The 21,400-nt window shown below is 64.0% G+C and carries 13 protein-coding genes; 7 read left to right on the top strand and 6 right to left on the bottom strand.

What is annotated here, in order from left to right; all coding sequences use genetic code 11:
- Positions 1-34: 34 nt before the first annotated feature.
- The 5 genes from AB8717_RS21085 to AB8717_RS21065 form a co-directional block, all read right to left on the bottom strand.
- Complete coding sequence (locus AB8717_RS21085) at positions 35-1,564, bottom strand: tryptophan halogenase family protein (RefSeq protein WP_443751005.1); 1,530 nt, start codon at positions 1,562-1,564, stop codon at positions 35-37.
- On the bottom strand, positions 1,561-2,280 hold the full coding sequence (locus AB8717_RS21080; RefSeq protein WP_443751004.1) for a SapC family protein: 720 nt from the start codon (positions 2,278-2,280) through the stop codon (positions 1,561-1,563). The genes AB8717_RS21085 and AB8717_RS21080 overlap by 4 nt, the downstream gene beginning before the upstream one ends.
- Before the next feature lie 89 nt (positions 2,281-2,369).
- The gene (locus AB8717_RS21075; protein WP_443751003.1) at positions 2,370-5,420 is read right to left on the bottom strand and encodes a TonB-dependent receptor; all 3,051 of its coding nucleotides are present in this window, start codon (positions 5,418-5,420) and stop codon (positions 2,370-2,372) included.
- A gap of 407 nt (positions 5,421-5,827) precedes the next feature.
- Positions 5,828-7,054 carry an alginate lyase family protein gene (locus tag AB8717_RS21070; protein ID WP_443751002.1) on the bottom strand — a complete coding sequence of 409 codons (1,227 nt, stop codon included), beginning with the start codon at positions 7,052-7,054 and terminating at the stop codon, positions 5,828-5,830.
- A 75-nt stretch (positions 7,055-7,129) separates the two neighbouring features.
- On the bottom strand, positions 7,130-10,129 hold the full coding sequence (locus AB8717_RS21065) for a TonB-dependent receptor (protein ID WP_443751001.1): 3,000 nt from the start codon (positions 10,127-10,129) through the stop codon (positions 7,130-7,132).
- Positions 10,130-10,566: 437 nt separating this feature from the next.
- Here AB8717_RS21065 and AB8717_RS21060 point away from each other — a divergent pair, with 437 nt between their 5' ends.
- From AB8717_RS21060 to AB8717_RS21030, 7 genes are all read left to right on the top strand, one after another.
- Complete coding sequence (locus tag AB8717_RS21060; protein WP_443751000.1) at positions 10,567-11,028, top strand: hypothetical protein; 462 nt, start codon at positions 10,567-10,569, stop codon at positions 11,026-11,028.
- Positions 11,029-11,138: 110 nt separating this feature from the next.
- Positions 11,139-13,532, top strand: coding sequence for a glycoside hydrolase family 31 protein (locus AB8717_RS21055; protein ID WP_443750999.1), 2,394 nt, complete (start codon positions 11,139-11,141; stop codon positions 13,530-13,532).
- A 219-nt stretch (positions 13,533-13,751) separates the two neighbouring features.
- On the top strand, positions 13,752-16,784 hold the full coding sequence (locus tag AB8717_RS21050; protein ID WP_443750998.1) for a glycosyl hydrolase family 28-related protein: 3,033 nt from the start codon (positions 13,752-13,754) through the stop codon (positions 16,782-16,784).
- Positions 16,785-16,870: 86 nt separating this feature from the next.
- Positions 16,871-17,908: a substrate-binding domain-containing protein gene (locus AB8717_RS21045; RefSeq protein WP_443750997.1), complete on the top strand. Its 1,038-nt coding sequence runs from the start codon at positions 16,871-16,873 to the stop codon at positions 17,906-17,908.
- Positions 17,909-17,985: 77 nt separating this feature from the next.
- On the top strand, positions 17,986-18,312 hold the full coding sequence (locus tag AB8717_RS21040; protein ID WP_443750996.1) for a YciI family protein: 327 nt from the start codon (positions 17,986-17,988) through the stop codon (positions 18,310-18,312).
- Between the two features lie 420 nt (positions 18,313-18,732).
- Complete coding sequence (locus AB8717_RS21035) at positions 18,733-19,296, top strand: gluconokinase (protein WP_443750995.1); 564 nt, start codon at positions 18,733-18,735, stop codon at positions 19,294-19,296.
- The gene (locus AB8717_RS21030) at positions 19,296-20,618 is read left to right on the top strand and encodes a gluconate:H+ symporter (RefSeq protein WP_443751424.1); all 1,323 of its coding nucleotides are present in this window, start codon (positions 19,296-19,298) and stop codon (positions 20,616-20,618) included. Before AB8717_RS21035 ends, AB8717_RS21030 begins: the two co-directional genes overlap by 1 nt.
- Here AB8717_RS21030 and AB8717_RS21025 read toward each other — a convergent pair.
- Complete coding sequence (locus AB8717_RS21025) at positions 20,615-21,391, bottom strand: glycosyltransferase family 2 protein (protein ID WP_443750994.1); 777 nt, start codon at positions 21,389-21,391, stop codon at positions 20,615-20,617. The two genes, AB8717_RS21030 and AB8717_RS21025, sit on opposite strands and share 4 nt — an antisense overlap.
- Positions 21,392-21,400 lie beyond the last annotated feature (9 nt).

Raw genomic sequence — 21,400 nt, 5'->3', positions numbered from 1 at the left:
GCCTGACCAGATTGTGCCGATTTTTTGCGACTTGTCACGCCATCGCCGGATGCCGGGCCAGCAGGGTTTGCAGGAAGGCGCGGTTGGCCGGCAACTGGGCGGCCGAGGTGCGGGCGCGCTCGACTTCCTGCCGGGCCAGGTCGTGGCGCCGCCGGTCCGCGCCGAAGGTGCGCCAGGCCGGAACCCGGGTGTCGAACGCCATGCCGTAGAGGACGTATTGATAGCTGGCGGCGGGAAAAATTTCCGCGCGGTGCGGAAAGTCCTCGATGCCCGGCGTGCGTGTCGCCCACAGCTGCAACAGGTCGCGCAAGGTGCCGGACAGGGTTTCCGGCTGGCGGTTGGCGACCCAGAAAGGCTCGTCGCGCTGGCTCAGGCTGTAATGCAGCTTGAGAAAGTCGACGATCGCCGCCCATCGCCCGGCAAAGGCCGCGTTGAAGCGCGGCGCCAGCACGTCCATGTCGGCGCGCGAGGCCGGCATGCGGTCGGCCAGCGCCTTGGCTGCCAGCTCGATCATGACGATCGATGAGGCTTCAAGCGGTTCGACGAAGCCCATGGACAGGCCGATGGCGACGCAGTTCCTGACCCACGGTGTCTTGCGGTAGCCGGCGTTGATGGCGATGCGGCGGGCATTTTCACCGGCCCTGCCGTCGCCGAGATAGGCCGAAAGCGTGGCGCGCGCCTCGTCTTCGCTGGCAAAGGCGCTGGAATAGACATAGCCGGTGCCGCGCCGGGCGTGCAGGCCGATATCCCAGATCCAGCCGGCGGACTGCGCGGTCGACAGGGTCGCAGAGCGGATGGGGGCGGCCGGCGTGTCGTAAGGGACCTGGATGGCAAGGGCGGTATCGACGAACAGCTGGTCCTTCACGTCGGTCAGGCCGGAGCCGAAATGCCTGCCGACCAGCAGGGACCCCATGCCGGTGCAATCGACGAACAGGTCACCGCCCAGCGTTTCACCCCCGGCCAGCCGCACGCCCGTCACATAGCCGTCTTCATCGGATTGCACGCCCTCGACATCGGCGACGACGTGGCGGACCCCCAGCTTTTCGACGCAGTGGTGTTTCAAAAAGTCCGCGAACTTCACGGCGTCGAGATGGTAGGCGTAGTTGGCGACCGGCTGGTATTCCGGCGTTCCCAGGGTCTTGGGCGCGCGGTCCTGTTCGCACAGGGCCGGCTGGAAGCTGACGAAGTCGGCGAAGTCGAGGTCACGGCCGCCGGCCAGCCAGTCGTCGGCCAGGCTGATCTCCTCGAACCGGCGGGGCGCCGTGAAGGGGTGGTAATAGCTGTGGCCGGGCCTGAGCCAGTCCTGGAACTTCGACGCCTGCTTGAAGGTCGCGTCGCACTGCACCAGGAAGTCGAGCTCGGAAATCCCCATGGCCTGCAGCGTCTCGCGCATGCTGGGCCAGGTGCCTTCGCCGACGCCGATCGCTGCGATCGTGGGCGACTCGACCAGGGTGACCGACAGGCCGTCCGCATCGCGCGGCCGGAAGCGCGCGGCCAGCACGCCGGCTGTCATCCACCCGGCCGTGCCGCCGCCGACGATGACCAGGGAGCGCACCGGCTTCATAGCACCACGCGCCGCCGGTTCTTCATCTCGATCAGCCGGTTGAGATTGTCGTGTGACGACACGACGTGGATCGCCAGGTCCAGGAATCCCGAGGCATTTAGGCTGGCCAGGGTCGTGCCGTCGAGCGTCCTCAGGGTGTCGGTGCGGATCGTATAGAGTTCCGGCAGCTTGTATTCGGTCGACTCGTCGAGGCGAATGTCGAGGTCGAGATAGGCGATCAGGCCGGCCTGTTCGAAGGCGGCGAACATCGCCTGTTCGACCTCGACACCGGCGTGGAGGGTGCGCAGGGTCGCGGCCGCCTGGTCGAGACCCGGAGCGTTGCCGCCGTGGTCGAGGAACAGGGGTTCGCCGTCCTTGCGGCCGACCCAGGGGTGGTCAAGATCGACCATGATCATATGGCTTTGGCCGCCGTCACCCAGCCCGATCGAGAACGGGCCGCGCTCCAGGATGGCCGGCACATAGCGCGCCTCCCAGCGGGCCGTTTCGCCTTCACCTTCGAGATACAGGTTCTCGTGCGGGTCGAGGCCGAGGATGGCGACGGCGTGATAACCGTTGTCGTCGCGGCGGAAAAAGATCGGGTATTCGCGCTGCAGGTCGCGAAATTCCGGGGGGAAGACGCGGACCTGGTTGACGGTCTCGCCGTTGCCCGCGCCACGCAGCCGCTTCAGCCGCACGTCGTGGTGATCGACATTGTTGAGGACGACGATTTTATTCATGAGCTTTCCGTTTTCCCGGTAACGGAGTGAGGGCCGAAGGCAGAAGCCCGCGGCCCTCACAACGCAGCTATAGTTTGACTACGAGACTATCAGAACTTGTACCGCACGCCCAGTTGGTAGCGTGAATCCAGTTCCTGGGCGAAGTAGATCTCGTTCGTCGCCCGGGCATATTCCTTGTAGGTCTCGTGGTTGAGGTTGAGACCTTCGAAGGTGATCTGCACCTGCGGCGTGACCTGGTAGTTGATGACCAGGTCCATCTGACCGAACGGCGCGACGAAGGTCGGGTTCCGGGCGGCGCCGTCACGGTTGGTCGACTTCAGGTACTTGTCCCGCCAGTTGTAGGCCAGGCGGCCGGACCAGGCACCCTTGTCGTAGATCGCCGTGATATTATAGGTGTTCGACAGACCCAGCACCGCGAACTGATCGATGTCCGAGGAGGCGGCTTCGTCGAACCGGACGTCGCCGTCGACCGTGGTGTAGCTGGCGGCGATACCGAAGCCGGTGTCACCGAAGAAGTGCTGGCCTTGCAGTTCGAAGCCGTGAATCTTGGCCTGCTTGCTGTTGACCGGCGTGTTGACGTCGAAGTTGAACAACGGATCGTTGGCATTCGCCGTCACGTCGTAGGCGCCGTTGATCTGGTCGATATAGGCCTGGGTCAGCTGGCCACCGACCAGATGGCTCTGGTACTCGTTGGTGGCGGCGGCGACGTTGCCGGCGTTCTTGTCGATCAGGGCGACCATGGTGAACAGGGTGTCGTCGGTGATGCCCTGGCCGATGCCGGTCAACGCCGTGATGGCGCTGCCCGAACGCGAACCGGCGGCGCCCGAGGTCGGGTCACGCAGGCCGAACAGGTTCTTGGTCACGACGCCCGAACCCACGAAGTTGCTGACATCCTTGGCATAGTAGCCGATCGAGATGTAGCTGTCCTTCTTGTAGTACCACTCCCACGAAACGTCGAAGTTGTCCGACTCGAGCGGCTTGAGCGAGGGGTTGCCCTGGCCGGCCGACGGGTTGACGCCGAAATAGGTGGGGCGGCCCGGACCGCCGACGCTGGTGGTCAGGAACATGTCGCCGAAGCCCGGACGCGCGATCGTCTTGCTGTACGAGATGCGGCTGACCATGTCGTCGGTCAGGTTGACCTCGAAGTCGAGGTTCGGCAGCAGGTTCGAATAGCTCGACGTCGCCTGGATGCTTTGCGGCGTGGTGCCCGTCTGGCCCAGGAAGTCGTTGTTGGCCGTCCACACGATCGCGGTCGGCAGGAGCTGGCTGGCCAGGACCTTGACGTCGGTGCGTTCGAAGCGGATGCCGGTCAGCAGCTTGGCGTCATGTCCGAGGAAGGTCGGCTTCATGGCGAACTGAAGGTAGGCCGAGCTGATATCTTCCTGCACCTGGTTGAAGTTGCTGCCCTGGTTCTGCGGAGTCTTCACGCCGCCGAGGCCGGTATTGGCGGGGTTGGCGTAGGCCGCCACCATCGCGTTATACAGGTCGATGGCGTTGTCGCGGAAGGCGATCTGCGTCTGGCCGGCCGGGATGTCCTTGAACAGGCACGACAGGCAGTATTGATGCACGATGCCCGGCGCATACTGGGCGACGTCGCCCGGATGGCCCACGCCCCAGTCGCCGAGGGTGTCGACGGTGCTGGAATCGGCTTCCTTGAGCAGCGACCGGCGCCAGCCGACACCGAAGTCGAAGTGGCTCTGGTCGTCGACCGCGTACGAGCCGTCGAAGCGGGCTTCGTCGAGCTTGTCGGTCTGGCTGGCCGTGAAGGTCCGGGCCGGCTGGGTGCCGAGGTCGCCGATATCGAGGACGCCGTTGCCGTTGCCCGAGATCGAGTCGTTCATCGTATAGCTTTGGACCGGATAGCCCGTGCTGAAGTCCAGCGAGTGGGCCGCGATGACCTTGGCGGCAGCGCCGGCGGTCGTCGAGGTCGTGCCGTTCGGATTGCCCGGCAGCGACTCGCTCTTGCCCGAGTGGACGTCGAGGGTCAGGGTCAGCTTGTCGGTCGCCCGCCACTTGGCATTGAAGCCGATGTCGGTCAGCTTGTTTTCAACGCCGCGCTGCTGGTTTTCGAAGCTCATGTCCTTCGTGCCGTTGATGTTTTCCTGCAGGAACACCGCGGTCGAGTTGGGCTTGGCGCCGTCGAAGATCACCTGGTTGAACGGGCGGTTGAACCAGTTCGACTGGTCCGAACGCGCTTCGCTTTCCTTGGTGTCGGCGTACAGGCCGTCGAGCGTGAAGGTCAGGTTTTCGGACGGACGCCATTGCGCCACGGCCGAGACGTTGTCGCGCTTGTAGTTCGTTTCAGCATAGTCCGTCCGGTTGTCGTTCGGGAACATGACATAGTCGGTCGCAGCCGGCGTGCCGGTGATCTGCGTGCCGGCCGTGACGCGGCCGTTCGACGGGTTGAGGAACTGGGCGCCGGTGTCGCGGTTCCAGCCGTTGACGCTTTCTTCGCGGGTGGCGACGTTCGACTCGGAATGCGAACCGAAGAGCGACACGCCGAAGTTGTGATTGTCGTTGACGAAGTTATAGACGCCCGAGATTTCGCCGGTCGACTTGTTCTTCAGCTGGACGCCGCCGTCATACAGGCCCTTGACCGAGATGCTGCCGTTCGAGCCGGGCTTCTGGTCGAGCGGACGCAGTGTGCGGACGTTTAGCGTGGCGCCGATACCGCCCGAGGCGATATTGGCCTTGCCGGTCTTGTAGACATCGAAGCCGCTGATGCCGTCCGAGGCGATCTGGGAGAAATCGAACGAACGGTCCTTACCGGTCACGCCGTCGCCCGAGGCGTCGCCGCCGACGGCTTCGACGCTGGCGGTCGGCATGGTGCGGCCGTTGAGCGTCACCAGGTTGTACTGCGGACCAAAGCCACGGACCGTGACCTTCTCGCCCTGGCCGTTGACGCGGCTGATCGAGACGCCCGGGATGCGCTGGACGGATTCCGCCAGGTTGGTGTCCGGATACTTGCCGATATCTTCCGAGTTGATCGAGTCGACGACGCCGTCCGCCTTGCGCTTCAGGTTCATCGACTTTTGCAGCGAGCCGCGGATGCCGGTGACGACGACGACGTCCGTGTCGGACTTCGACGGCGCCGCCGTTTGTGCGTCGGCGGCCATGGCGCTGGCGCCCAGCGCAACCATGGAAGCGCCGCACAAGAATGCGGACCGCAGAGTTATTTTACCACTTCGTAATGCCATAAGGCCCTCCCAATGAGACCGTGTCATGCAATAGGCGGCCGGCTGAACTCCCCGGCGCCCCTACGCAACGTTTTGTCTTTTGTGTTCCAGGACGAATTGTTTATTTTTCAGAGATTTACGAGAATTTTGTCGTCAGAAGGCCGGCACGATTCCGGGCGGAGTCGCGGTGGATGTCTGGCGGTAAATCCGCATAGGCTCCCTGGTTTTTGTGTACTTATCTGCATCCCCCGAACCCTACCGACGACAGGAATCACGTCGCTGATACAATTGGGAGCGCTTCCAATTCAGTACGATTCTTTAGTTGTGTTGTCAATCGCGACATAATCGTGTTTTTGACGCGTTCTGACCTGTTACGGCAAAAGTGGATAGACCAGTGTCGTTCTTGCATCACTTTTGGCGATGACGTGGGAGGTGACGGTGGGGTCGCGGTATCCCCAGGCGGCGCGCAGCAGGGCATCGTAGAGGTCCTGGGTGTTCATGCTGATCTCCTGCCACGTCCAGTCCTTCTCATGGCCGGCATAGGTGGCGATAAAGCGCGTCGACGCCTTTAATCCCTTGCCGTCGGCGTCCTGCCACGACCACAGGTCGACGCCAACGCATTCGCCGAGGCCAGCCACGTCATAGGTTGCCTGCAGGGTCCAGGTCGAATAGTGGAACGACCGCGTGCGCTTCAGCTCCTGCGGCAGGCTGCCGCCGGCGGTGAACTGCGGTTTGATGCGCCGGTCGGCGAAGGCTGCAATGACCGAGCGCGCCAGTTCGGTCTTGCCGGCGAACAGCGCGAATTCCGATAGCTCGAGGTCGTACCAGATGGCGTGGTTGTTCGCGGCGGCGCGCTCGGTCCGGCCGTTTTCGCTGTCGGTCATCCATGTCGTAAGATCGCCGAACCAGTTGCGGAGCGCTTCGACGTCGCCGGCCGACAGGGCGCGCGACGGCTGAAGAAGGCCGACCGACTCGACGACGGGTAAAAGCTCCGCGGAATCGATGATGCCGTAGGACCGGCCCGACACCTTGCCAGGCACGCCCTGGGCGAAGTCGAGATTGGGCTTCATCCGCGTTTTCGGATCGACGAACCAGGTCTTGAGGACCAGGGCCGCGCGGTCGGCATATTTTTGTTGGCCGGTAAAATAATAGGCGAGGGCCAGGGCCTGAACGGCGTCGGCCATCTCGCCGAGGCGCGTGCGGTCGAAGGCCTCGGTGGCGCGCTCCGGGTTTATCTCGCCGTCGCGGTTGATATAGGGCAGGCCATCGGGTTTGGCCGGATCGGGCCAGAAATAGGGGGCGATCGACATATAGTCGTGCCGGTCGCCGGATGGCGGCATCCGTGTCTTGTCCGTGACGCTCCACGGCCCCTCGGTCATGGCGGCGTCGGCCGCCTTCATCAGCTTCACATAGGCGGGCAGCGTCGGGTCTTTTGCGATGCGCGCCTTGGAAAGCGCCAGGGCTTCGGGACGCCACAGGAAGGTTTGCCGCCCGTCGAAGCTGGCGGCATAGCCATTGGCGCCATCGCATACAGGCGCGGCGATGGCGGGTGAAGCAAGGACAAGGCCGGCAAGGGCAAGGAAAACGGGCAGGCGCATGGGGCGTTCCAAAAAAAGCGCCGGAGACTGTAAACAGTCTCCGGCAGTGGGGAGTAACTCAAGACATCGCGATCATCAGAAGCTGGCGCGCAGCGTGACCTGGTAGGTGCGGCCGTCATAATCGAGGCGGCGCGGCTTCATGGGATCGTTTTCGTATTCGGCGCGGGTGGCGTCGGTCAGGTTGAAGCCGTCGAGCGCGATCGAGAGGCGCGAATTGAAGTTGTACGAGGCCGAGAAGTCGAGCTGGCTGCGCGCCTTGACAGTGCGGGCGGCGCCGACGAAGGTGTTGCCGGCGGCCAGGTCGTACTTGTCGCGCCAGTTGTAGACGAGGCGGACGCCGAATGTCTTGGTCTCGTAATAGCCGATCAGGTTGACGTTGTTCTTCGACACGCCGGGCAGGGTCAGGGGCGCGCCCGACTGGTCCTTGCCGTCGATCGTCGTATAGGCGTAGTTGAACGAGCCGCCGAAATTCTTCCAGAAGCCCGGCAGGAAGTCGAGGTTCTGCTGGGCCACCAGCTCGACGCCCTTGACGGTCAGCGGCGACAGGTTGGTCTTGCCGCTGATATTGACCGTGGCATTGGCCAGGACGGCCGGCTGGCCCGCCGGGGCGGTATTGACCATCACATCGCTGACGCACTTGCCGCCGGTGACGGTCAGGTGACCTAAACCAAAGTCCTGGCCGTGGATCAGGCCGTCGCTTGGGCACAGCACATTAAGGTCGGTGATGTTGCCGATATAGCCGTCGACCTTTTTCTGGAAGACGTCGATGGCGAACAGCCCGCCGGGGCGGTTGTACCATTCCAGCGACGCGTCGAGCGAATCCGCCGTGTAGGGCTTAAGCGCCGTGCTGCCGACCGTGACCGTGTAGGTCGGGTTGGCGGCGTTGGGCGTGGGTGCCGTGACCTGGGTGGTCGGGGTGATGTCGCGCGGCTGCGGCCGGACATAGGTCGAGTAACCTGCCAGGCGCAGCACCATCTTGTCGGTCAGGTCGGCGACGACGATCAGCGAGGGCAGGGTGTTGTCGTAGTGCTGCTTGTAGGTATGAAGGCTGAAGGTCTTGTCGGGGTTCTGGTCGAGTGAGCCGATCGTGTTCTTCGTATCTTCGTACCGGACGCCGGCCGAACCGCGGATACCGATGCCCAGGATCTCGGTCTTGAACTTGGCCAGCACGTAGGCCGCGGAGATGTCGTTGCCGTTCGAGAAGTTGTTGAGGCTGAAGTTCGTGTCGCCGCTGTTGTTGACCAGGCCGTAGGGCGTCAGGAACACGCCGTGCGCCGGGTCGAGCGTCCAGGTGACCGGGGTCAGCGACGACAGGGTCTTCTGGATGTCGGCGGCGACCCAGTTCTGGGTGTAGCCCTTGGCCGTATTGCCGAAGAAGTCGTTGACGAAACGGTCGGTCGAGGACAGCGACGTGTTGACGTTGGCGCCGATCGTGCCCTGGGCGGTGTTGCGCGAACCCGACGAGGTATATTCAGCCTCTTCGTAGCGGGCGCCGAACTGCACGCTCGACAGGAAGAAACCGTCCTTGAAATAACGTTCGGCATCGGCCTGGACGGCGTTCAGTGTATTGAGCGCGCGGCCGTTCGTCCCCGTCAGGCCGAAGCGGCTGTTCTGCGGGTTGGTCAGCTGGGTGGCCGAGCTCGACTGCGTATAGGGGCCGGGATTGATGTGGCTGGCCGTCGGCGTGTTGAGTGTGATGGCGAAGTCCTGCAGGTCCGAGCCGCCGGTATAGACGCTGCCATTGACGCCGTTATTGCTGCCGTTGGCCACCGAGTAATTGTTCTGGACGATGTCGATTTCGATCTGGTTGGCCAGCGAGCTGGCGCGCGAAACCGTCGCCACGCCCGAGAGGCGCCACAGCTCATTTTTGAACTCGATGCTGGGATTGACCGACCATGTCTCCTGGACCGCCGGCTCCGACCGCCGCGAGTCGGTGATGGCGGCGTTGCTGTAGTCGAACCTGTTGATATAGGCGTTGGTGCCGTTCGGCTCCTTGATGAAATAGATCGGCCCCAGATTGGTCAGGTGCGCCGACGCCGTGCCGGCGGCGGTCGACGACGGATAGGTGCCGGTGGCGCTGGCGCGCTGGCCGCCCGTCGTATCGACATAGAGCAGGTCGTTGGTCGCGTCTTCAAGGTTGCGGCGCGTATAGAAGGCGGTCGTGCCGACCTTCAGGCTGTCGCTGACCTTCCATTCGAAGCCGGTGGCGCCGGACACCAGGTGGCCGGAATTGTACTTCACGACCTGGCGCATTTGCGACGGATACTGGATGCCGGCCGAGCCGCCGGCGGTTGCCTGCGCCTGCAGGGCATCCCAGTCCGGGTTGAGGCCGGGCGCCTTGCCGTTGCCGACCTGGGTCGGGCTCAGGAAGCCGTAGGTGTTGACGAAGATCGAGTCGCGGCGGAACTTTTCATCCTTGGCGGCGATGACGCCGAAGACCGCGAAGTCGGGCGAGAAGTGGTGGTTGACGCCGAAGGTGACCGACGGGCTCGAAAGCTTGCCCAGGGTGTCGTATTCGGTCGAGGCCTTGATGAAGCCGCCGTCCTTGCGGCCCAGTGCCGGGGCGATGCGCAGGTCGATATTGCCCGACAGCCCGCCCGATTGGTCGGCCGCGGTCGGCGACTTGATGACCGTGATCGACGAGAAGATGTCCGAATTGAAGGCGCCGAGCGGCGTCGAGCCGTTGAGGATCGGATCGGCGAAAGCGATGCCGTTCAGTGTCGTGCGGGCAAACGTACCCGGCAGGCCGCGCAGGTTGATCGTCGCGTTGCGCGAGTCGGCTTCGCGGTTGATCTGGATGCCGGGGATGCGCTGGATCGCCTCGCCGACGTTGAGGTCGGGGAAGCGGCCGAGGCCATCCGACGAAATCGAGTCCGAGATTTCCAGCGTGTCGCGCTTGGTCTTGACGGCATCGGCGTAGGATTTGCGAAAGCCGGTGACGACGACCACGTCGCTGTCGGACTTGGCGGCGGGCGCGGCGATTTGGGCGAAGGCCGGGGCGGCGAAGACGGCCGTGGCGATGGCCAGCAGGCTGGCGGAGGCGGCGACGCGCACCGTATGGGCGGTGGATGGCATTATGAGCTCCCTGGTCTGACAGTGATGGCCCGCCTTATTTATGGAAGCGGTTTCATCGTTGACACAGGGCTATCGCAAATCGTGACGGCGGTCCACATAGAGAGATGACCTTTTGGCAGAATTGGTCAAATTGGTCTGATCTGTGTAACTATATTGTCACAATATAAGGAATGTTAATCCCGATTATAGGGAAATTGCGTAATTTGTATGGCAAATATGATGGATCCGACGGTGCAAATGCTACGTCGCCGCAAGTGGCTTGACCAAACGTCAAGATTCGGCTTGCGTTAAAAATCGGGACGCCGTGACCGGGATTGTAGCGCCGATAGGGCGGCCGGTACAGAAAATTGGAAACGCATCCAATTTTTTCGCCCATGCTGTTGACAGTACGCTTTTCCGGAATAACGCTGTTTCCCTACCATAAAGGGGAGGCGGGTATGATCCGCAGGCTTGGACTGGCGGCGCTGATCGCGTCGGTGCTCGATATGGGCGCGAATTTTCTGCTGTGGGGCCTTTGGAAGGGCATCAGCCCGGTGCGGATCTGCCAAGTCGTCGCCAGCGGCCTTTACGGCAAGGCGGCGTTCGACGGCGGATATGTCACGGCCCTGGCTGGCCTGGCGCTGGAATATGTCATCGTGCTCGGCATGGCTGCCGGCTATCATGTCATGATCCTCCTGGTGCCATGGACACGCCGGCATTGGGGTGTTGCCGTCGTCGCCTACGGTCTCTTTCTCTATATCGTCATGAACTATGCCGTCGTGCCGCTGTCGGCGGCGGGCCGTCCCTATCCCTGGCCGATCGTCTGGGATGTCAAGCTGGCCTTCAACCTGTTCTGCCACATCGTCCTGGTGGTGCTGCCTTTCGCGCTGATCCTGCGCCGCGACGCCTCGAAGCGGTAGCGCTCACAAAGGAATACGTATGCAGCCGGCCGCGTGGCGTTGCTTTCGCCGCGGGTTGTCTGGCATGGTCGCGCAAAACATATACGACCAGGCGTAAGAGGAAACGACATATGAAAACCCTGCTCATGACCGCATGCGCCGCCGCGGCGTTGCTGCTGGCGTCCGGCGCGGGCGCCGCTCAGATGGTCGACCACTATACGCTCGACCATGACGGCGTCCGCATGGAGATCACCGCGCCGCGCGGCGATATCATCCGCGTCCGGGCGGGCAAGGGCGCGCTTCCGGAAGACGCCTCCTGGGCGGTCAATGCCGATATCAAGCGCACCCTGTTCGAAGTGTCCGACGCCGGCCCCGTGGCAGAGATTTCCAACAATAAACTCACGGTCAGGGTCGACAAGGCGACCCTGGCGGTCACCGTGCTCGACAAGGCGGGCCATGTCGTTCTGGCCGATGCGCCGGGGCAGGCCCTCGGCTTTGAAAACGGCGGCTTCCGCGTACGCAAGGCCATGCCGGAGGACGAGCACTATTTCGGCCTGGGCGACAAGACCGGGCCGCTCGATCGCCGCGGCGGCGCCTTCACCAACTGGAACAGCGACACCTTCGGCTATGGCGTCGCCACTGACCCGATCTACAAGTCGATCCCCTTCGTGCTGGGCGTCGATGAAAGCGGACACAGCTTCGGCCTGTTCATGGACAATACCTGGCGCAGCTTCTTCGACATGGGCAAGAGCGAACGCAACGCCTTCGTCTTCGGCGCCGAGGGCGGCCCGGTCGACTATTATATAATGACGGGCGACGGCCCCAAGGACATTGTCGAGGACTATGCCTACCTGACCGGCAAGGCGCCGTTGACGCCGGAATGGGTATTGGGGTTCCAGCAGTCGCACTGGGGGTATCTGACCCAGGGTGAGGTCAAGGGCATCGGCGACCACCTGCGCGCTGACAAGCTGCCGGCCGACGTCGTCTATATGGATATCGACTACCAGGACCGCGACCGGCCGTTCACCGTCGACAGCAAGGCGTTTCCGGACCTGGCGGGCCTGGTGTCTGGCCTGAAGGCGGAAAACCTGCACCTTGTGCTGATCACCGACCTGCACGTCGCCTATGCGCCGAACCAGGGTTATGCCCCCTATGACAGCGGCGCCGCCCAGAACCTCTTCGTGCGCAAGGCCGACGGTTCGACCTTTGTCGGGCCGGTGTGGCCGGGCGACGCCGTCTTCCCCGACTTCAGCCGGCCGAAGGCGCGCGATTGGTGGGGCCAGCAGTACAAGACCTTCGTCGGCATGGGCGTCTACGGCTTCTGGAACGACATGAACGAGCCTTCGGTCTTCAATACGCGCTCCAAGACCATGCCGCTTGACAACCTGCACCGCATCGAAGAGCCGGGCTTCGCGCCGCGCGACGCCACCCATGCTGAGATGCACAATGTCTTCGGCATGCTGAACACCCGGGCGACCTATGAAGGCGTGCGCAAGCTGGCGCCCGACACGCGGCCCTTCGTGCTGACGCGCGCCACCTATGCCGGCGGCCAGCGCTATGCCGCTACCTGGACCGGCGACAATACGTCGAGCTGGGCGCATCTGCGCCTGTCGACCTCGCAACTGGTCAATCTCGGCCTGTCGGGCTTCGCCTATGCCGGCGACGATATCGGCGGCTTCGCCGGGGAGCAGCCGTCGGCCGATCTGTTGACCAAGTGGATCGAGGTGGGCGCCTTCAATCCCATCTTCCGCGACCACTACCAGAAGGGCAAGGAGCCGCAAGAGCCGTGGGTCAGCGGGCCGGAGCACGAAAACATCCGCCGCCACTATATAGAAGAGCGCTACCGGTTGCTGCCCTACATCTATTCGCTGGCCGAGGAGAACAGTCGGACCGGTCTGCCGATCATGCGCCCGGTCTTCCTGGAGTACCCGAAGGCCGTGGCCAATGACGGCGTGGCCGACCAGTTCATGCTGGGGCCGAACCTGCTGATCGCGCCGGCGCCGAACGGCGAATCGCCAGCCGCCTATGACGTCACCCTGCCGGGCGAAGGCTGGACCGACTACTGGACCGGCGAAAAGGTGAAGGCGGCGTTCAGGGAAACGCCGAAGCTGGAACGCCTGCCGGTTTTTGTGCGCCCGGGGGCTATCCTCGCCAAGCAGCCCCTGGTGCAGTCGACGATGGAAACGCCGAAGGGCGCGCTTGAGCTGCATGTCTATCCGGGGCCGGACTGCACCGCGCAGCTCTATTTCGACGACGGGACGAGCTTTGCTTATACGCGCGGAGTGTTCCTGCGCCAGACCGTGAGCTGCCGTGTCGAAAACGGTACGCTGCATGTGGCGCTGAGCGATCGCGAAGGCAGCTACAAGCCGTGGTGGACCGGGATATCGCTCGTCGTCCATGGCTGGAGCGGGAAGGGGGCGACTCTGAACGGCGGGGCGCTGAAGGCGGATGTTGCCGGCAATGCGCTGGTCGTCGGCCTGCCGGATCTGGCCAAGGCCTCGGACATCGTCGTGGCGGGGCAGTAGGCGGTAATAAAGGACGACTTAACCCTCCCCATAATGGGGAGGGTTAAGTGCCCTATTGTGCCGGTATTTCTTGCTCAGACCCATACCGCACATCGATGTTAGCGCTGTCATTTGTCCCACTATGTAGCACAAGCAATCCACGTTGAATCGGCCACATTTTTATGTTAGCGCTGTCATAACATACAACAGCGGCAGCCATAGCCGACAGGGAGACCGACCATGTTCAAAGCGATCCTCAAGCGTACTGCGTCCGGAATTTGCCTTGGCCTGCTGGCGGCGGCCGTCGCGATACCCGCCCATGCGGCGTCGCAATCGGCTTACCTCACGGCGCCCAACGATCCGCTGGCCGTGACGGTCAAGGCGGCCGGCGACGGCAGGGCCGATGACACCGCAGCAATCCAGGCCGCGATCGACCAGGCCGCCAACAAGGGCGCCGGCGGGGTCGTCTTCCTGCCGTCGGGCCGTTATCGCATCACAAAAAGCCTGCTGATCCGCCTGGCCGTGCGCGTCTACGGCACCGGCCCGACCCGGCCGGTCCTGGTGCTGGCGGCCAATACGCCAGGCTTCCAGAAGGGCGTCGGCACCATGGTCGTCTTCACCGGCGGGGATCAGTACGAAGTCGGGAAAGTCCCCGTGCCTGTGCCCAGCGCGGTCCCCTTCAGCGAGAAGAACCGCGACGCCAATTCGGCGACCTTCTATTCGGCCCTGTCGAACGTCGATTTCGAGATCGGTGATGGCAATCCGGCGGCGGCCGGCGTGCGCTTCCGCACGGCGCAGCATACCTATCTCAGCCATATCGACTTCCATCTCGGTTCGGGCTTTGCCGGTGTCTACCAGGCCGGCAATGAATGCGACGACCTGCATTTCTATGGCGGCCGCTACGGCATCGTCACCGAAAAGACCTCGCCCGCCTGGCAATTCACCCTGCTCGACTCGACCTTCGAGGGCCAGCGCGACGCAGCCATTCGCGAGCACGAAGCCGGTCTGACACTCGCCAATGTCTCCATCAAGAAGGTGCCGGTCGGCATCGAGATCGACCGCGGCTATGGCGACTCGCTGTGGGGCTGGGATGTGCGTTTCGAGAGCGTGTCGAAGGCCGCCGTCATCGTCAGCAATGAGAACAACGCCTTCACCCAGGTCGGTTTCGACAACGCCACGGCGCGCGACACGCCGGTCTTCGCCCTGTTCCGCGACAGCGGCAAGACGGTCAAGGCGCCGGCCAAGACCTATCGCGTCAAGGCCTTCACCTATGGCCTGAAGTTAGATTCGCCCACGGCCATGGGGCATTTCGATACGACGTTCGACGCCGCTGCGGTTTCCGCCCTGCCGGCGCAAACGGCGGTGCTGAAATCCCTGCCGCCGGTCGCCGACTGGGCCAATATCCACGATCTCGGCGCCAAGGGCGACGGCACGACTGACGATACGGCAGCCGTCCAGAAGGCGATCGACACGCATAAAGTCGTCTATTTCCCGATCGGCCTTTACCGCGTCACCGACACGATCAAGCTTCGTCCCGACAGCGTGCTGATCGCGCTTCATCCCAGCCTGACGCAGCTTGAACTGCCCGACAATACGCCGGCCTTCGCGGGCGTCGGCGACGCCAAGGCAATCGTCGAAAGCGCGTCGGGCGGTAACGCGACGATCAGCGGCATCGGCCTGTTCGCCGGCATGATCAATCCGCGCGCCACGGCGCTGATCTGGAAGGCCGGTGAGCAATCGCTGGTCTATGACGTGCGCATCCATGGCGGTCACGGCACCAACCTGGCCACCGGCGGCGGGCGCAGCGATCCCTACGCCAGGACCGCAGATGGCGATCCGGCGCTGTTCTGGGACCGCCAGCGGCCCAGCATCTGGGTCCGCGACGGCGGCGGCGGAACCTTCGCCAATGTGTGGACGCCGAATACCTTCGCGCAGGCCGGCTTCTATGTCTCGGACACGGCGACGCCGGGCCATGTCTACGAGCTGTCGGCCGAGCACCATATCCGCAACGAGATTGTGCTCGACGGCGTGAAGAACTGGGAATTCCTGGCGCCGCAGACCGAGGAAGAGGTGCGTGAAAGCCAGGACACCGTGTCGCTGGACGTCCGCAATTCGTCGAACATCCTGTTCGCCAACTACCACGGCTATCGCGTTACGCGGAACATCAAGCCGGCCATCAGCGCGGTCAGGCTGACCAATTCCGGCGACATCCGTTTCCGCAACGTCCATATCAACGCCGAAAGCGGTTTCGCGACCTGCGATGACAACGGTTGCGGCACCTATCTGCGCGCCAGCAAGTATCCGTTCGAAAACGCCATCGTCGACGACAATCGCAAGGTCCAGGTGCGCGAGCGCGAATTCGCCGTGCTCGACGTGCCGGCGGGCGCCATCGCCCCGGTGCCGGCGGCCAGCCCCGGCGTGGAAAAGGTCGCCACCGGCTTCTATTCGATCGCCGGCGCGGCGGTCGACGCTGCGGGCAAGCTCTACTTCATCGACCGCCGCTTCCAGCGCATCCAGGCCTATGCCGAGGGCGAGGGGCTGACGACCGTGTCGGACGCGCCGGTCGATCCGATCAATCTGGCGGTCGATGGTTCCGGCAACCTGCTGGTCCTGTCGTCCTTCGGCCCCGAAGCCTCCGTCTATAGCCTCAAGCCGGGATCGGCGGGTGCGGCGCTGCAGGTCCTGAAGCCCCAGGCCGCCACGGCCCATGCGGGCGCGAAGACCCTGCTGCCGGTCAATATCTGGAACAATGGCGAGTTCCGCGACCAGCTCAATCCCGACACCTACGAATTCACCACCCTGTCGGAAATGTTCATGCGCGACATGGGCGCGGCCAAGGCGCGCGAATACGTATCGCCCGACGGCAGCCTGGTCCTGCCGGCCTTCCGTGTCTGGCAGCAGGGGCCCACCACACACCTCGGCTGGCGTTTCTCGGATACGCTCGACACCTATGGCTTCCAGGCCAGGAAGCCTGGCGATCGCGTCTATATCGTCAGCGGCGCCGAGGATACGACCTATGCCGGAACCGTGGGCGAGGGCGGGGCGGTCAAGGATATCAACCCGTTCGCCAACCGCGGCGGCGAAAGCGTGACGACCGACGCCGCCGGCAATGTCTATGTCGCCAATGGCCAGGTCTTCGTCTATGCTCCGGACGGCACCGAGACGGCGCGCATCGACGTCCCGGACCGGCCGTTGCAGCTGATCTTCGGCGGCAAGGACGGCCGGACGCTCTACATCCTGACGCATCATAGCCTTTATGCCGTGAAGCGGTGAGGAGTCCCCGGTAGGTGAGCACAGGTGACAAGGCATAAGCCGGGTGTTAGCGCTTTCGTAAGCGAATTACCGGAATCCTTCGAGTCGTGAACGAACAGCCGATCAAAGCGAAAGCGCGCGCCTCCAGTACCGGACGGGTGACGCTCGACGACGTGGCCCGCCGCGTCGGTGTGTCGAGCATCACCGTGTCTCGCGCCTTCCGCCGGCCCGACAAGGTGGCCGACGAGGTGCGCGAGCGCATCCAGCGCGTCGCCGACGAGATGGGCTATGTCAGCAATCGCGCAGCCAGTTCGCTCGCCTCCGCACGGTCGATGAACATCGTCGTGCTGGTGCCTTCGCTGCGCAACATGGTCTTTGTCGAGACGCTGGACGGCGTCGAAAAAGCCTTGCGGCCCAAGGGCTACCAGATGCTGCTGGGTGTGACCAACTACTCGTCGGAGGAGGAAGAGGCGCTGGTGCGCGCCTACCTGGCCTTCGATCCCGACGGCATCCTTTTGACCGGTATGAACTACCGCGAGTCGACGCGGCGCCTGATCGAGCGTGTGCGCGTGCCCGTGGTCCATATGATGGAGCTGTCCGACCGCGACGGCGTCTACAGCGTCGGTTTTTCGCAGGAAGCGGCGGCCGAGGCCATGACCGAACACCTGTTGGCCCAGGGGCGCACCCGCATCGCCTTCGTCGGCTCGCAGCTCGACTCGCGTACGCTCGCCCGCAACCGCGGCTATCGCGACACCCTGATCCGCGCCGGCCTCTATGAGCCCAGGCGCGAGCTGATGGTGCCGGATCCTTCGTCGGTGGCGCTGGGGGGCATTCTTCTCGAACGCATCCTGCAACAGGCGCCCGATATCGACGCCATCTTCTTCTGCAATGACGACCTGGCGCAGGGCGGGCTGTTCGAATGCCAGCGCAAGGGCGTCGCTGTGCCCGAACAGCTGGCGATCGGCGGTTTCAACGACCTGCCGTCGTCGGCCTGCACGGTGCCGGCCCTGAGTTCGGTCGCGACGCCGCGGTTCGAGATCGGCGTCAGGGCGGCGGACATGCTGCTGACCCTTATGGACGGCCGCACCGTGGCGCGGCCGCATGTCGACCTCGGCTTTGCGCTGAAACCGCGCCAGAGCACCTGACGCCCTCAGCCGCGTTGTTTTTTTACGTCCCGTGACGTACCGGTGAGGCGTTTCAACGCTGCATATCGGGATTTGCGATGCCAAAATTCCTGACCATCGGATACGGTGACGAGGCCGGGTACGAAAAAACGCCTGCCAGCCTGCGCGACGCGGCCCACGCCGCCGACGCGGACCTGCAAAGGCGCGGGGCGATGATCGCCATGGCCAGGACGCCCGTCCAGGTCCGCAATACCGAAGCGAAGGGCGTCACGACGGCGGGCGGTCCGTTCATGACATCGGCCTTGCCGGTCGCGGGTTTCGCCGTGATCGAGGCTGCCGACCTGGACGAAGCCATTGCGATCGCGGCCAGGGCCCCATGCGCCGTCTGCCATGGTGTTGTCGAAGTGTGGCCGCTGGAATTGTAACGAGATTCCGTTTGACAAGCCGGCGCTTCAGGTGCAGTTTGTTGATGTTAGCGCTGTCATAAGCGTTAACGGGCAGGACAATGAACAGGACAGTCCGCTGACAGGCGGCAAATTCGTACAATTTTGACAATGTCGCTGTGTTTGGCGGCGCGATTCTCACGTCATGACCGGAAATGACGCGGCGAAAGCGTCCCACATAGTGCGATCTTGTGATGTTAGCGCTGTCATCGCTGCGGCGAAAGACAGTGTTCCAGGCTTCCCGGCATGCCTTCCCTGTCATGCCGGTTTCTCCAACTCGCACCGGCGTGAACTGTCATTCCCGTTCATCGCCATAGTGCAGCACGTTCCCGGACGCCGGTTTCTCTCTGGACAACCTGCATTCCCTGGTCCGGGAACGTGTTCTTTCTTTCGGATGCCGTAATGACTTTTTCGCCGCTGCCCGACGATATTGCCCCGGACCCCATGCCCGCCGTGCGGGCCATCGTCGTCATGGGCGTCAGCGGCAGCGGCAAGACGACGCTGGGCGGCCGCATCGCGGCGGCGCTGGGTTATGTCTTCGTCGAAGGCGACGACCTGCATCCCGAAGACAATGTCGCCAAGATGTCGGCCGGCATCCCGCTGACCGACGAAGACCGCTGGCCGTGGCTCGACCGCGTCGCGGACACCATCCAGGCCCTGAGCGCCACGGGCTGTGTCGTGTCGTGCTCGGCGCTGAAGCGTGCCTATCGTGATCATATCCGTGCCCTGGCCGGTGTCGCCGTGACCTTCGTCCACCCGGAGGTCGACTTCCCGACCCTGGCGCACCGCATGGAAAACCGGCCCGGCCACTATATGCCGCCCAGCCTGCTCGACAGCCAGTGGGCGATCCTGGAACGGCCCGACGCCGACGAAGGCGCCATTCGCCTGAAGGGGATATTGAATCCGGATGCCCTGACCGACCAGATTCTGGATTGCCTGTCGGCTCTGCGCAAGGCCAGCGCCTGATGACGGCGCAACTCCTGCCGCTTTTGCCGGTCGCCGCAGCCGTGGCGCTGCTGACCGTGTTGGTCGCCTGGGCGCGCGTCCAACCCTTCATCGCCTTTATCGTGGCCGCGCTCCTGGCGGCGCTGATGTCGGGCATGCCGTTCGCGGCGGTGGCCAAGTCGCTGGAGCACGGCATCGGCGATACGGCCGGATCGCTGGCCGTTATCGTCTGCCTGGGCGCTGTCTATGGCAAGCTGATTTCCGACAGCGGCGCCGCCCAGCGCATTGCGTTGAGCCTGGTCAGGCTCTTCGGCTCGAAGCGCATGGCCCTGGCCATGACGTTGACCGGCTTCATCGTCGGCATTCCGTTATTTTACAATGTCGGCTTCGTGCTGATGGTGCCGCTGATCTTCTCGCTGGTCTACCAGTCGGGCCGGCCCGCCGTGGCCCTGGGCATCCCGCTGCTGGCCGGGCTGTCGATCGCCCACGGCTTCCTGCCGCCGCACCCGTCGCCCACCGCGCTCGTGCAGCAATTCCATGCCGATCTCGGCCTGACCCTGATCTACGGCCTGATCGTCGGCATTCCGACCCTGATCGTCGCAGGACCGCTGTTCGCCATGACGCTGAAAGGCATCAAGGCCGACCCGCCGCGCCTGTTCGAGGTCGAGCCCTTGCCGGAAAGCGCCCTGCCGGGTACCGGCATAAGCTTCCTGGCGGCGCTTTTGCCGGTCATCCTTTTGGCCGCGGCCACGGGCGCATCGTATTTGCCGCTCGGTGCGGCAGCGCCCATCGTCGCCTTTACCGGCAGCCCGATGGTCGTCATGCTGGTATCCTATGTCCTGGCCATTCTTGTGCTGGGCCTGCTGCGCGGAAAATCCCTGCCGCAGGTCATGGCGCCGTCCGAACAGGCGCTGCGCGATATCGCGCCGATCCTGCTGATCATCGCCGGCGCCGGGGCGCTGAAGCAGATCTTCGTCGACAGTGGCGTCAGCGGCCATCTCGGGCAGCTTCTGGCTGAGGTTCCGCTTCCGCCGCTGGTCCTGGGCTGGGGCGTGGCCATGGTGGTCCGCATCTGCCTGGGTTCCGCGACCGTGGCCGGCCTGACCGCGGCCGGGCTGGTGGCGCCGCTGGTCGCGGCGGGGCACGTCAATCCGAACCTGATGGTCCTGGCCGTCGGCGCCGGCAGCCTGATGTGCAGCCACGTCAACGATTCCGGCTTCTGGATGTTCAAGCAGTATTTCGGCCTGTCGCTGAAGGACACCTTCCGCTCGTGGTCGCTGATGGAGACCCTGGTCGGTATCGTCGGCCTGCTGCTGACGCTTGGTCTGTCGGCCGCCGTCTAGCTTTCACCAAAAAGCAGACTGCGCAGTTGGGTAAGCGCGACAGGCGCCGGGCGCGAACGCCGGCGCGGCGCGGTGCGCCATGACACGAGGTTCAGCATGGCCAGGGTCTGCTGCACGACCGTGACGGGCGTCAGCACCCGGAAGACATCGGCCGTCATCGACAACTCGGCCAGCGTCCCGCGCCAGGCGCCGATCTTCTGGGCCTTTCGGATATTGAAAACGTCCGGCCACTCGACGACCGCGATCGGCAGACCGGCGCCGGTGATCAGCCCGTTCATGAAGGCCTCGGCGCCCCATCGCGGCAGGCGCCGCATATGGGCGACATGCGGTTTGACCAGGGCTGCCGGCAGCACGCGCTCACCCGACACGAAATCGAGCCCGAGCGCGCGGTAGAGCGCCAGGCTGTTGGCGCGCAGGCTGATACTGACGCCTGAGAGGCCGTCGAGCACGGGCTCGGCCAGGGCGAAAATGTTCGACGCCTTCAGCCCCTTCAAATCGGCGTCGATCAGCATGATGTGGTCGCCCGACGCGGCTTCGATGCCGAGGCTCAGGGCGTGGGTCTTGCCGCGGTTCCTGGCGTAGGAAATGACCCGTACATCCGGGAAGCTCCGGGCTACGGCCGCCGTGCCGTCGGTCGAGCCGTCATCGACGACGATGACTTCGCGGAACAGAGGATGGCCGCCGACGGCCCGCAGGATGTCGCTCAGGCTGTCGGCTTCGTTATAGGCGCAAACGACGCACGAAATCGAAGCGGGGGGCTTGGAACTGTCCATCGGGCATCC

The sequence above is a fragment of the Asticcacaulis solisilvae genome (assembly GCF_052327315.1).
GTDB lineage: Bacteria > Pseudomonadota > Alphaproteobacteria > Caulobacterales > Caulobacteraceae > Asticcacaulis > Asticcacaulis solisilvae_B.
The sequence above is the reverse complement of the archived record's forward strand: the minus strand, read 5'-3'. Positions and strand labels throughout refer to the sequence as shown.